Genomic DNA, 12,638 nt, shown 5'->3' on the forward strand with positions numbered 1-12,638 from the left:
TGGAAAATAGCAGCGGTTAGGCCCAGTGCCTTTCGCGTGCCGGCTTCATGCCAGTGCACGCATTACTTTTACCCACGCGGGAACTCACGTCCCGCAAGGGCATGGGTTCCTTTTTTTTTGAGGGATCCCCATGAAATCAATAGCGTTAGAGCGCCCCGTGCCTAAAGCGCATGGGACATTCGTTCTACCCCAAATCAGTTCGGAAGTTCCTCTGGTCATCGGGGGCGAGTCCATCGCTCACCAGACCCTGGCCAAGTTTTCGCTCGCAGCGGAAAAGTGTGGAATGGAACTGCCAGGTGGTGACATTCCAAAGCTGGAATCGATTGTCCAAATGCAGCTGCAGGGTTGGCTGGACAAGCAGGTCGGCGCGAACGCTCGGGCTTGTTTGGGCGGCCAGCCTCTCATCTCTGCAAATTCAAGCGAAATCGAGTTTTTCATGCGAGCAGTTTCCAACCTGGAATTGCTCAAGTTGAAACCCGTTATCGAGGCACTTGAAGCCAAGGTGCCGGGGCTGGGCTGGTATGTGGTGGATGTCATCGAACGGTCAAACGGTCGAGGCATCAGTATCTACAGCCCAGCAGCGATGGGCTATCACTCCTTTTCCCAATTGCAGGGAGCGGAGTCTGACGAAGACTTTGTGAAGGAGATGCAGGCGATGGAGGGTGAAGATGAACCTTCACCGGAGGAGCTTGCAGAACTGATCGAGCAAGCGAGGAGCGACTATGCCTACCTGCCTTCCAAAGTGCTGGAAAGTGTAGAGGGCCATGCGCATCTTTTGGGATGGGCATCACCGAATGCAAAACACGGACCCAAGCGACTGAAAACAAAACAGGCGGCGTACTTGCTGAAAACCGCGGAATTGCCCGATGGCCTGAAGCAATGTGTCACGGACGCAATTGCCTTGGACTGTCTATACGGTAAGGACAAGGGCGCTTATACCTGGGACAACTCACAAGACGAAGAGCAAATCGGGGCAGCCTGCTTCATTGCATGGAATGACGCCGAAATGTTGTTTGAACTGGTGCAGCACTACGAAGAAGATACCTACAACAGCGGAACAGCCATGGAGTGCTTGTGCCGGTTGAAGGTGGCCACAGGCGGAACGCCTGCAGAGTTTGAACAAATGGCGCGTCTCATGCGCGCTTACTTCGATCAATGGAATGCATTGGGCAACCTGCTTGTGCACTTCCTCGATCAACAAGGAACCGAAAATGGAAACAGCTGAAGTGTCCGTACAGGACAACCGGTATGTATTGGGTGCGGCAGTCATGCTGTACTCCAAAGCGAGTAATTACCTGGACTGCTCTGGCGCCATAGCGACAGTGCACCACGTGCATGACATCGATGGAAAGCCCGTAATTGGGGCTGGACGGCCGATGACGGAAGCTGATTACTTGGCCATGGTCAAGGTGTTGGCGCCCCAACAGAGGCCTCAGATGGAGTGGCAGGACCACTGCATCCTGGCAAAGGGCATGGGCAAGATGATTTGGTGGACTCCACCGATGAATCGGGCGATGTTCTTCAAGAAGTCGGACATGTTTGGCGCAACGACCTTCTCGGGCCAGGGCATCTGCCCGCTTCCAGGGATGGTCTGGATGTCAGATGGGCGTGACCTATTTGTCTACGCCTACCGCGGAAGCGCGATGCCGGGCAAGGAAACCAGGCTGTGCCAGGCACCACTGTTCAACGTGTGGGCGCGTGGCGAGGTGTGTGTAGGAAATGCCTCGCGGCCGGATGACTCTGCAAAGGGGAATCCGCAAGCCTGGGAGCGTTTCCTGTTCGACTCGCACTTTACGCATCCGAACTTTGCGCAAGTGGATCGCCTTACCAAAGGTGTGAAACCTGCCGAGTTCTGGAAAAAGATGGTTGCGAAGCCTGCTCAAAAGTTCCCTGAGTCCGTTTTGGTTGACCTGGAGCTGAAGGTAGAAGACCTCATGGAGCCTGACTTCAGGACCCGGGTGGCCAAGATGCACGCTGCGGGGGAATTTTGATGTCGCTGGATTCAATCATTCAAGGGATGTTTCCCACGGTGATCATGCCTCGTGAAGGGACGATCGCGCCGGCCACAAAGAATGGAACCCGCTACGTCGTGGCGGGGGACGGTTTGTGGCGGGAGGTTGTGTTGCCCTGGGTAACGGTGATGCACAAGATTGCCAACTCTGACTTTATGCTGCCCTATGGGGCGGCCGAAGAGGCGGTGGTGATCAAGTGCGGGCCAATCCCAACGGAATTGAGAAGCAAGTTTGTGCAGGATGCGAAAGCAGCCATGCCGAACGAAATGGCGGCTGCTGTGATCTGGAATTCCAACGATCACAGCTGGCGCTACGAAATGCGTGAAAACACCACGGCCAGCACCGCCCACATTGACTACCGCGAGGTGCATCTGGGTGACGGTGAGTTCCTGGTGTTGGATCTACACAGCCACGGCACATTCTCGGCGTTCTTCTCTCAAGAGGACGATCGGGACGATAAGGGTTCGATGAAGTTTTCTGGAGTGATTGGTAACCTGAATTCAGGGAACATGACCTCCGTGCTTCGAATGAACATGCTGGGCCAAACATGGGATGCCAATCTGGCATCTAACGGGAAACTGGAGGTTCTATGCAAATGAAGCACAAGCTTCATGCAGCCCTGCTCACAAAACCAGTCAAGATTCTCTTGGTTGGGGCTGGAGGGACGGGTAGCCAAATGATGGTGAAGTTGGTCAACCTGCATAAGGCGATGGTCGCGCTGGGGCACCCACATGGCTTGAAGGTCATGGTGGTGGATCCGGACGTGGTCTCACACGCGAATATCGGTCGTCAGAACTTCTACCCCGGAGACGTGGGTAGTTTCAAGGCGGATGTGTTGGTGACGCGGGCCAATATGGCACTTGAGAATACGGTATGGGAAAGCAACATTGGCAAACTCGATACCCGATCAAGTCTGTGTGACTACGACATCGTCATTGGCGCTGTTGACAATCGTGCCGCCCGACTGGGAATCCTTCGGGGCCTGGAAGGGACCAGATCAGGAGTTCGCTACTGGCTGGACACGGGCAACAGGAGGGCCGATGGTCAGGTGATTCTTGGGGAAGTCAGCAGCCGATCCAAAGTTGGTGAAGACAAACTCAGATTGCCTCACGTGGGTGAGCTGTACCCGGAGATGATTGATCCGGCGCAGGAAGATAAGGATGACACACCGTCCTGCTCATTGGCGGAAGCGTTGTCTAAACAGTCCCTGCTAATTAATCCGACCATCGCGGATTTTGCAGGGAACATACTTTGGCAGTTGTTCACGAATGGCGAGATTGAAAACCACGGGGTTTTCGTCAACCTGGACCGGATGATGGTGATGCCTTTGAAGGTAGACCCTGATGTCTGGACGCGCTTTGGCGTGCTTCGTGATGGACGGCGACACCGCATAGTGCGACAAAGTGTGAAAGCGAAACGGGAAGCAAAGGCCAATCAGGCTGTTGCTGCCTAAACCACAATGAAGAATGGCCACCCGCATGGGGTGGCCATTTTTTTTCCCGGCTGCGTATGCTGCCAATCATTGACCACTAACCCCGTTATAAGTTGACCACCGAATGTCGGCTTCGGAGAAAAGCGAACTTCCCCTTAGGGCCCTTTGCGGGCACTGATGATTGGAATTCGAACGACGGGGCTGCAGCGGAAGGAGTCATTCAGGTGCAGCTTCTGCTGGGCTATAGTGCTTGCATTGCGAAATGTCGGACAGCTTGGCTCGGTGCCAATGCGCCAAGATAGGCGACAAGATAAAGGGGGACTGTAGTGGCACTAGCGTTTCAGGAAAAGCCTTTGCAAACCTTGGCTGCATGCGGCTTGCCGCCCAATGGACTGATTCGTATCCAGCGGCGGAATTCTGGTTTATCTGGTTGGATACGCTGGGATTGCCAGAATATCCGACGGTCTACATCACGTTAGGCCGCGCAAATACTGAGCCATGAGCACTTGTCTAGTCATACATGGGACCTGGGGTGATCGATCCGATTTTGCATTTGCGGACTCGTTGTTCTGTCGGGCCATCAAGGCCGCAACGAAGCACACTTTGGAGTTTGAAAGATTTGAATGGAGTGGGAAAAACTCGTCTATCGAACGCGTTCAAGCAGCGTTACGTTTACGCGAGGTGATTTATGCCTTTCCAGACTCTCGGCTACCCATACTTCTGCTAGCGCACAGCCACGGTGGCAACGTAGCCATTGAGGCGCTACGGGATGAGGATGTAGCTATGCGCGTTGCTGGCGTCGTGACAATGGGAACCCCGTTCCTAAGCGAAACCATCAGGCACTGGGTGCTATTTCTGTCTACGATGCCTGGCCGAATGAGCGTATATGCAGCGGTCGTCGGCATAGTGCTAGCAAGCGTGTTTGCAATTGTGGGGTCGATAATATCGATGCATCACCCAGCGTACGGAATGGCTGGAGCTCTTGCACTATTGGTTCTCTTTTTTGTATCTAGCCGGTCACCTCACAGTGACCTGCTGGAAGGCGCGGCGAAAGCAGTCCGCCTGCGCTCTGAAACGATTCTTGCCAAGAAGAGCAGCCCGATAAATGCCAAACTTCTAGTCGTGCATGCACGCGCCGATGAAGCGCTGTGGTGGCTGCGTCACGTGTTTGCCTTCTCATCAATTCCATTTACGTTGTTTAGCGTTGGTCTTGTGACCACAGGCTGGGCAATGTTGCTGGCTATTGCGCTCGGAGCGCTGTTTAGGGTCTTGAGAATTTTTATGGATGAGAAGTCCATTGAATGGATGCTCGTGCCAGTTTTTGCCTCTGCAGGCTTCGGACTTTCAGCGCTACTGCTAGGTCTGGTTGCCATCCTATTGACCAAGTCGCTTCAGCGCTTCATTGGAGCCGGAGAGGCCGTCAGCTTTTGGTCTGACATCGTGACGCACGTTCAAGCAACTCGATTGCCAAAGATCGCCGTCACAGACATTCGCAAGCTTGACGCCTCGCTTGGAAAATTCCATGGAGGCTTATCGCATTCAAAGTACATGCGTAGCGGGGACGTTGCGGATCAAATTGCAGAGGCATTCGATGGATGGCTATCGAACAGCGCGGCCTAACCCGTCATTGCAGCGGACCGCCTTCGGCGGCCGCTGAATTTCAACGTTAAACCTCAAGAGGGCATCGTGCCGCTTACTACCACCGGAATCGCAATCCAGATCCTCGCCAGCATTCGTGCCCATCGCGAGAACCTGGAAAACTGCACCACCAACGACTGCAAGGTCGTCGTGAACTATTTGATTCGGAAGTTTTCGGAGCCGCTCGGTCGGGTGAACGAGAGCCAGGTGAAGATGTCGGCAAGCGTTGCCGCCGGAGAAGGTGGGAACACAGTGCGAGACCATGCAGTACCGGTGATCATCTTGCTGGAGGAACTTCTCCAGTGGCCCGACACACATGTAAAGGTAACGCTCGAGAACGCGAGCCGAGTCGAGGAATTTCTCCGCAAGTCCTTACTGATTGTCGAGGTGACTCGCAATGAAGATCTTGTCCTGTGCAATCGTGGCTATCAGCGCGCGATGCCTCCATGTTGGAGCAATAGCGACCATGCGTGGTTTCAAGACCCTCTTGCTCGCTACAAGGAGTGCGGAATTGAGGTTTAACTGGTCACCCGACTCGGCCACGCAACATCAAAAGGCCGCTTCGCGCCATGCGTTGCGTGCCGGTCAGCTTCGACGTTGAACGACTGCTATCGAGAAGATCGAATGACCGGAGTCAGTCTTGACCTGCCCCTTGGCACACACGCTCGGATGACCGGAGTTGGCCGCAAACCGTCATTTGCTGATAATCGACAATGTTCGATTATCGATAGTCAGCGAAAAACGGGTTTGCGATTGTCTGCTTTCGGCCCATAGCGGATACGGCCTTCATGACGCGTGCTTCGTCTTGAACTCCGGATAGAGCTGACACATTGCAGAGAAGCGGGAGAAGTCATCGCTCAACCTCATGGCTTCGTGTGTCTGCTCAACCAATCTGGTGAACGTGATACTGCGCAGCTCGCCCGATTCTTTGTGGTAACGCAGCATCTCGAATGAGCTGCCGCTCGGCGCGTCGTCGGGCGCGCCGACCAATGCCAACGTCCCATGAGCGATGTGGTTCCGCGTGTCGTTAACTGGCAAGGTGCGCACAAGAAGCTGCTTCAGATCGTCCATCGCGGGGGAAGCCGGTACCTGCTTGATCTTCTCCGTCATTGAAGTGATGCGTGCAGAGAATGTCTATTGAAGCCAATTCGCGGAAATCTGCTCTCTGAAAACATCCGTGCGGATGTGACCAAAAACCCAATCAACTTCATTCAAAGAAAAGATTAGCCGTCCAATGTGGTTGGCCCACACTTGACGATCACTGCCGTTTGCCGTGTGTACCATCGTATCCCTCAAAAAATGCACAGTTCCATAACTGGTTTCTATTTGCAGGCATTGTGTAGTATGGGAATCTAAGGAATGAACGCTTGCACTTCAGAGCGGTTATTGGACTCAGGATTTCCAAAAGCCGCAAAGGGTCGTCAAGACGGCGCCGACTCACGACGTTAGCCAGAGGTAGGTTGGAGCCGGTTGGCACATGACGCACAATTGGTGGCAAGAGCAACAATTAGGCGTCGCTCGGCGGCCGCCTCCCAGGGAGAGAGAAATGCAGGTTCTAAGTTCTAGGACTGGCGGGCAGTGGCGAGCCCCAGTTCCTCCAGCACCACCCGGTGTTGGCGCGCCTGCTGCTGCCAGCGCAGCAGTTATAGCCGATGTTGGTGAGGACCCCGCGGCAGCCGAAGCTAAAAGGGCGCTGTCAGATGTCCTCCGCTGCAACAACCTAGTGGTGCTGTCAGGTCTGGGGACCTCTCTTTGCGTGCTCCCACACACGGCAGGTGGGCTCAAGGCCCCGACTATGGCTGACCTATGGAATCAGGCCGAGGCCGCGCAGAATGCCCCGGTTCCGACCGGTACCGCGGCTCGGAAGTCTTTCGCTGAAGTGTTGCAGGTCGTTGGTCATCCCGTCGAAAAGAAGGACATTGAAGCGCTTTTGTCGAGGTGTCGTCTTGCTGAATCGTTCTTGACCGGGGCAGACAAGAGTGAGGTCGCTCGGTTTATTGAGACCGCAGAAGCGGTGATTTCGATAGCAACTAATTTTGTCTTCATGGACCATCCTTTGCCCGTGCACTCGGAGTTCTTGCGGCGTACAGCGAGGCGCCCCAATCGTAAGGCGAGGGCAAAGATATTCACGACCAACTACGACCGTTGCTTTGAGGAGGCAGGACGTCAAGGGCGGTACATCGTTGTCGATGGCTTCTCGCATACATGGCCGCCTACGTTTGATGCAGTTCACTTTACATATGACACGGTCCGCCGCCTTAAGGAGAATGACACTCAGGAACTCATCCCCAACGTGTTCCACCTGTACAAGCTTCATGGCTCTATCGACTGGCAACGTCACGCAGAGTCCGGTGAAATTACAAAGTGGGCGCCGGGAAAGCCACTGCTTATCTACCCGCGGAACTCCAAGTATGAGCTGGCGTTTGAGCAGCCGTATCTTGAAATGATCAGTGCATTCCAAGCGGCATTGCGCGAGCCGAACACCGGCCTTTTGGTGATTGGATTTGGGTTTAACGACAACCATCTCGCTGAGCCCATCATGTCGGCAGTTCGTTCCAACCTCAGCTTGAAGGTGGTGGTTGTCAGTCCAGGTTTGGCCCCATGGACTGCGAATGGTCAGGCCGGTCCAGGAGAGTGCGGGATGAACAAGTACCTTGGGAAGCTACGAGACCTCGCCCTTGCGGGCGACGCTCGCATCACATTGCTGAACTGTGGCTTCGAGCAGATGATTCCACTGGTGCCAGACCTTGCCGCAGAGACTGACCTTGAGCAGCATGTGGCTAGACTTCGGAGCATTGGGGCCGCATGAGCAAGCTTGCCATCTCACCTTTTGATCAAAGCCGATATGTCGGTTCGGTCTGTACAGTTCGACCAGCCTTGGTTGAAGTAAATCTGCCTCTGTCACCGCGTCCGGGGAGTAGCCACTTTGCCGGGTATCCGTTGCCGCGGGGCCAGGTTGGTGAGTTTGTTGTCATTGAAGGTGAAGAACATGCAGTACTCGGGCGCGTGATTGAAACTCGTTTGCCCGAGCGTGACCGACTCACTGTGGAGCCTACGTCCAATAGTGAGGTGGCGCCCAATCCGTTAGGGGTCGTGCAACTGCTGACGGCCATTGACCTGGAATCTGGCCGAGCGCTTAAGGGGGTTCCAGTTTCGCCTCGGATTGGTCAACACGTTTTTTCCGCCCACCCGCTCATCGTCAAACAGGTGGTGGAGTCGAGTTCAACTGCAGAGGACCGGCGTATTCAGTTGGCGACATTTCCTCACGCGAGGGATACTTCTGTCTCCATGCCCCCAAGCTACCTCTTTGGAAGGCACTGTGCGATTCTTGGCGCCACTGGCGGTGGAAAAAGTTGGACATTGGCGCATCTGGTGGAAGAGATAGTGCGCCTACGAGGCAAAGCGATTCTCTTCGATGCAACCGGTGAGTTTGCGACACAAGATGCACCCGGCGTCGTGCACGTTCATCTCGGTGGGCGGAAAGCCAATCAAGCGGACCCACGACGTTTTCTGAGCTTCCCATATTGGCAGCTCACGGAGTCAGACCTCTTCGTCCTGTTGCGCCCGAGCCCCGGGGTGCAGGCTCCAAAGCTCAAGGAGGCGTTGCGTAGTTTAAAGGTCGCGACACTCATGCCGGCATTGGCGCAGCAGGGGGTGATTCGCAAACAAGGTCAGCCGCGTTTTCCATTTGAGCAAGCTTGCATTCAGCATGCGTCTGCTTTGGCGCGGCCAGGCCAATGGTTTGACATATCCCTGCTTGCGCATCAGGTGTGGGAAGAGTGCGTATACCCAAACGGGTTTGGCGCCGCTGCGACCACCAACTGGGGCGGGCCTACTCCTAACGAACAGTCAGCTTGCGTGACGCTGCTCACGCGAATTGAAAGCGAGCTTGCCTCGCCAAGCTTGGAGTGCTTGTTCTCGCCGGCCGGCCTAGAGTCACTCCCAGATGTCCTGACAGCATTTCTTGCGGACCCTGAGCAACGAGTGCTAAGAATTAGCCTCGAATTCTTGTCCTTTGAAAACAACGCTCGTGAGATTGTTGCAAATGCGGTTGGGCGATACCTATTGGGGCTCGCTCGGGAGGGGGAGTTCGCTGCCATGCCTCTTGTAGTCATGCTCGATGAGGCTCATCAGTTCTTAGACAAGTCAATTGGGGACGAGTTCTCCCGAACGGACCTAGATGCCTTCGGCCTCATTGCAAAGGAGGGGCGGAAGTACTCATTGACCTGCGTGTTGGCGACCCAGCGGCCTCGGGACGTTCCCGAAGACGTATTGAGCCAGATGGGCATGTTTATTGTTCACCGTTTGATTAACGAGCGGGACAGAAACGTTGTCGAGAAGGCATGTGGCGACCTTGATGCATCGGCCGCTTCGTTCTTGCCAACTTTAGGGCAAGGAGAAGCGATGGTGGTGGGCGTAGATTCACCGATGCCGCTGCCAGTGATGATTCGGAAGCCACGGCGCCCTCCTTCTTCGCATTCGGCAAACTACGAAGCGCTCTGGGGTTGACAGGCGGGCACCATGCTCATGGGAGCCTGAAGAGAAGGTCCTCGACGTAGTACTGAAAGTTGTCCGAGTTGTTGCGGGCCTTGCTCGGGTCGGTCAAAGCCAGCGCTTTGGCTTTCGAGGTTCCGTACACCTCTTCCTTCAAGCCCACGCCAGCGAGATGGGTCAACTCGTGAATTAAGGTGCCCATCTGAGAGTCGGCTCCGGTCACCTTGAGTCTGAAGAAGTCCGGCGTCAGGTAAATCGAATCCGGGGCCGCCTTGTGAACAGCAGCAAGATCACCTTGCCCCCACTTGAAGGCTAGATCGTTGCTGACAGGACACCAGAACTGGGAGAACGCGGCCGATCCGAGAGAGCTTGCATAGACCTTCTGGACATTTTCGGCGGTGTCGCTTCCTAAGCCGCCGAACCATTTTTGCAGTCGGTCTACGTCGGTTTGCGAAGGCGCTTTCAGGCTTGCGATGGCTCGCTGGACGCCGCTCCTGGCGTCGGCCAGCGCCCTATCGGCTGCCTTCTGCTGATCAGGCAGGCACGCCTTCTTGTGTTCGTCTGGATCAGCCGCTAGCGCAGGACTGCAGAGAACCATGACCAGTAAGGCTGCACCAATCGCAGCGCGCCACAAACCGTTCATGGGAACCTCCTCAATCGCAGCGAACCTTCATAAGAACGATCCCGGCTTCCACTTTCACAAAATACACAAGCCGTCGATGCGGGCATCGTCGATGCCGAATATCACTTCTTGCCACCGCACCTATAAAGGACAGTCACCGAGTGGCACTGCACCAGGACCGGTAGTGACGTTCACAGGGATCACTTGGGATGTATTTGGTCCTCTCCGGGTTGACCACGACAGCAGTAGAAGGATCTTTGGCGAAGTTCCGTTCAGGCCCTGACTCGACGCTCAATGCGCCCACCCATTGCTCAAGAGTTATCGGATTTACGCACATAGGATGCTGAGCAGTCTCTTTGCAGAACGTCGCGGCCAATGGCCACAGTCGTCGGCTGACGACCCATTGTCGGTATGCTCTATCGCGTACAGCTTTATCGGCACCATCCTTCTTATCCGCCATCGCGGCCCTCGCCACCAATGCGCAATTCACCCCAACGTTTTGCAAGAGGGTGTCACAGAGAATCTTGACTTGATGTGCCTCGTCGTTGACGTCATCCTTGGCCAGTCGACGCATCGGCGCGAGTGCGAGAAGTTGGTAGTACATGCCGAAGATCGAGGAGGCCGTTGGCAGGGCCGCGTTTGCTGAAGGTTGCCGCAGCGTCTGCAACTCCGCGCCTGTACCCGATGCTGACGCGGCCTTTTGAATTGCTGCTGCCGGCAACATCAGCGCGAGCGTCTTGCTAACTTCGTTGGGTTCGAGCGGCGCGAACGACTTCGGGCAGTACGCCTTCAGTTTTGCCACGTCAGTCAAAGTGTCACGGTCGCACGCGGCGTCACGGGCGCATTGCAGAACGAAATCTTCAGTACATGTAGAGGCGGCATAGAGTGCTGAGCCCCATCGCGCAGCATCCTTGTTCGTGTCTGGAAGAAATGGAAAATAATACCGCGTTGGTTGTACCGCCGCGTCCGCATAGAGTTGCGCGAGTTCTCTCAGGCGTTGAGCATGACCCGTATAGATATCAAGATCCCAATCTGACATTCCAACAGCCAACAGGTCCTTTGGCCAAGTTGGTAAGGATTGATACGGAACGAGGATCAACGTATAAGGAACGCTGAGATCCTTTGCAAACGTCGGAAACTCCATGATCTTCTTCAATACTGCATCTGCGTCGAGAGCCACGTTCAGAAAGCCGCCTTCCTGCATGGAGATGTTCTTGGTGCTCTTCTGCTCCAGCGACTTCTTGAGTTCTCCACTCACAGAACCGCTTGCACTAAATGCTCCCGCACCGCCTGATGCTTGAGCACTGAACGATTCCTTGAGGCTTTCGAGAGATTGCTCGGCTGTGAACATGACGGAGAGCTTGCCCCCCGTGCGAATTGTGCTTACGAATGAATCACCGCACTCGTACTGAAAGTTGGTCACCCGTTGAGAAGGCGTTTTTGTTTGATCCGACAGCAGCTTCCATGCGCGGGGGGTGAACTCGACGACAGTTGTGGCCTGAATATCCCCAGCGTCAGATCCAAGAGCGACCAGTTGTTCGCCCCCCTTGTCGACAGTGGCCACCGCAAGTATGTTGCGTTTCGATTTATCGAAGCTGGTCTCACGCGAGAACTTGGCACTTCCTGAAGCCGCCCCGTACGATCCTTTCATGGATACGTTGAGGATGCGTTGCATCGTTTCACGGTCGTATGTGTCATAAAAGCGAACATACGATGCAGCGCCCGTGACGGGTTTGCTAAGTCCGTAGACACACTTGGCCTGCATCTTCCGGCCCATGCCGCGATACCAGCCTTGGCCCAGCAAAGCCGCCTCGCGCGGATAGACCTCTTCCGACGACTGAAAGTCGGCAACACGCGCGAGCATTTCAGGGGTTACGGCAGGCGTAGGAGAAGGAGGATGGGAGAGTCGGTTCCCTGCCGATGTTTGTGCACTCGCCTGTTGGGCAGCGAAAAGCAACAGGCAGACAGAGGCTGTAACGCTGACACGAAGCATGTTTTACCCTCCAAGAGAGACTTTTAGTCCGCTGCTTGTAGTCCAGCGGTACCAGCGCGCGCTTTCTTCCTTTCTGCGATTCTCGCCATAGCCACAGTACCTGTCAAGAACATCCATAGCCTGAAAGTCAGAAGCGAGTCTCGCCTGTGGAGGGACGTTTGGTCGATTAGCTTCCTGCCGTCACGGCACCCGTATCCACAACTGGCCCGCCTGGTAGCTGCCCCTAGCCAACGGCTGGAATTGGCCGATTCCTGCCTCAGCTTCGGGCTCGCCCCGGTGGCGATAGGCACCCATTTGTGCCTGAGAAACATGCGTTTAGGCCTGGTCATTGAATACCAGCACCAGTGGTTAGCTATTACCGGTACAAGTGGCCAACACCACCGGAATGCTCACTTTGCGCCGGTTTGATTCCACCAGCGGCAAGAACAGAAGCGGCAATAACGGCGG

11 protein-coding genes are annotated in these 12,638 nt (G+C 55.2%); 8 read left to right on the forward strand and 3 right to left on the reverse strand.

Features of this window, described 5'->3' with window-relative positions:
- Positions 1 to 130 precede the first annotated feature (130 nt).
- The 6 genes from BPRO_RS25345 (at position 131) to BPRO_RS25370 (ending at position 5,604) form a co-directional block, all read left to right on the forward strand.
- A complete protein-coding gene (locus BPRO_RS25345) occupies positions 131 to 1,225 on the forward strand; it encodes a PRTRC system protein F (RefSeq protein WP_011485920.1) in 1,095 nt (364 codons plus the stop codon).
- Positions 1,212 to 1,991: a PRTRC system protein B gene (locus BPRO_RS28225; RefSeq protein WP_011485921.1), complete on the forward strand. Its 780-nt coding sequence runs from the start codon at positions 1,212 to 1,214 to the stop codon at positions 1,989 to 1,991. The genes BPRO_RS25345 and BPRO_RS28225 overlap by 14 nt, the downstream gene beginning before the upstream one ends.
- Positions 1,991 to 2,611, forward strand: a complete 621-nt coding sequence (locus BPRO_RS25355) for a PRTRC system protein A (RefSeq protein ID WP_011485922.1) — start codon at positions 1,991 to 1,993, stop codon at positions 2,609 to 2,611. Before BPRO_RS28225 ends, BPRO_RS25355 begins: the two co-directional genes overlap by 1 nt.
- On the forward strand, positions 2,608 to 3,465 hold the full coding sequence (locus tag BPRO_RS25360) for a PRTRC system ThiF family protein (protein WP_011485923.1): 858 nt from the start codon (positions 2,608 to 2,610) through the stop codon (positions 3,463 to 3,465). Before BPRO_RS25355 ends, BPRO_RS25360 begins: the two co-directional genes overlap by 4 nt.
- Before the next feature lie 948 nt (positions 3,466 to 4,413).
- On the forward strand, positions 4,414 to 5,064 hold the full coding sequence (locus tag BPRO_RS29905; RefSeq protein WP_157046011.1) for a hypothetical protein: 651 nt from the start codon (positions 4,414 to 4,416) through the stop codon (positions 5,062 to 5,064).
- Positions 5,065 to 5,130: 66 nt separating this feature from the next.
- Complete coding sequence (locus BPRO_RS25370) at positions 5,131 to 5,604, forward strand: hypothetical protein (protein WP_011485925.1); 474 nt, start codon at positions 5,131 to 5,133, stop codon at positions 5,602 to 5,604.
- Positions 5,605 to 5,868: 264 nt separating this feature from the next.
- On the opposite strand, the gene BPRO_RS25375 is transcribed toward BPRO_RS25370, so the two are convergent.
- Positions 5,869 to 6,192, reverse strand: a complete 324-nt coding sequence (locus tag BPRO_RS25375; RefSeq protein ID WP_011485926.1) for a hypothetical protein — start codon at positions 6,190 to 6,192, stop codon at positions 5,869 to 5,871.
- Positions 6,193 to 6,877: 685 nt separating this feature from the next.
- Between BPRO_RS25375 and BPRO_RS25380 the strand changes: the two genes are divergently transcribed.
- On the forward strand, positions 6,878 to 7,891 hold the full coding sequence (locus BPRO_RS25380; protein ID WP_232291592.1) for an SIR2 family protein: 1,014 nt from the start codon (positions 6,878 to 6,880) through the stop codon (positions 7,889 to 7,891).
- Positions 7,888 to 9,591, forward strand: coding sequence for an ATP-binding protein (locus BPRO_RS25385; protein ID WP_011485928.1), 1,704 nt, complete (start codon positions 7,888 to 7,890; stop codon positions 9,589 to 9,591). The genes BPRO_RS25380 and BPRO_RS25385 overlap by 4 nt, the downstream gene beginning before the upstream one ends.
- A gap of 16 nt (positions 9,592 to 9,607) precedes the next feature.
- Here the strand turns inward: BPRO_RS25385 and BPRO_RS25390 are convergent, their stop codons facing one another.
- On the reverse strand, positions 9,608 to 10,219 hold the full coding sequence (locus BPRO_RS25390) for a M35 family metallo-endopeptidase (protein WP_041390442.1): 612 nt from the start codon (positions 10,217 to 10,219) through the stop codon (positions 9,608 to 9,610).
- Positions 10,220 to 10,352: 133 nt separating this feature from the next.
- Complete coding sequence (locus BPRO_RS25395) at positions 10,353 to 12,191, reverse strand: hypothetical protein (protein ID WP_011485929.1); 1,839 nt, start codon at positions 12,189 to 12,191, stop codon at positions 10,353 to 10,355.
- Positions 12,192 to 12,638: the final 447 nt, after the last annotated feature.

This window comes from Polaromonas sp. JS666, assembly GCF_000013865.1.
GTDB lineage: Bacteria > Pseudomonadota > Gammaproteobacteria > Burkholderiales > Burkholderiaceae_C > Polaromonas.

Coding starts and splice junctions, on each gene's coding strand:
- BPRO_RS25390 (WP_041390442.1), bottom strand. CDS start 10,219: ATGAACGGTTTGTGGCGCGCTGCGATTGGTGCAGCCTTACTGGTCATG.
- BPRO_RS25345 (WP_011485920.1), top strand. CDS start 131: ATGAAATCAATAGCGTTAGAGCGCCCCGTGCCTAAAGCGCATGGGACA.
- BPRO_RS25375 (WP_011485926.1), bottom strand. CDS start 6,192: ATGACGGAGAAGATCAAGCAGGTACCGGCTTCCCCCGCGATGGACGAT.
- BPRO_RS25360 (WP_011485923.1), top strand. CDS start 2,608: ATGAAGCACAAGCTTCATGCAGCCCTGCTCACAAAACCAGTCAAGATT.
- BPRO_RS25355 (WP_011485922.1), top strand. CDS start 1,991: ATGTCGCTGGATTCAATCATTCAAGGGATGTTTCCCACGGTGATCATG.
- BPRO_RS25385 (WP_011485928.1), top strand. CDS start 7,888: ATGAGCAAGCTTGCCATCTCACCTTTTGATCAAAGCCGATATGTCGGT.
- BPRO_RS25380 (WP_232291592.1), top strand. CDS start 6,878: ATGGCTGACCTATGGAATCAGGCCGAGGCCGCGCAGAATGCCCCGGTT.
- BPRO_RS29905 (WP_157046011.1), top strand. CDS start 4,414: ATGGCTGGAGCTCTTGCACTATTGGTTCTCTTTTTTGTATCTAGCCGG.
- BPRO_RS25395 (WP_011485929.1), bottom strand. CDS start 12,191: ATGCTTCGTGTCAGCGTTACAGCCTCTGTCTGCCTGTTGCTTTTCGCT.
- BPRO_RS28225 (WP_011485921.1), top strand. CDS start 1,212: ATGGAAACAGCTGAAGTGTCCGTACAGGACAACCGGTATGTATTGGGT.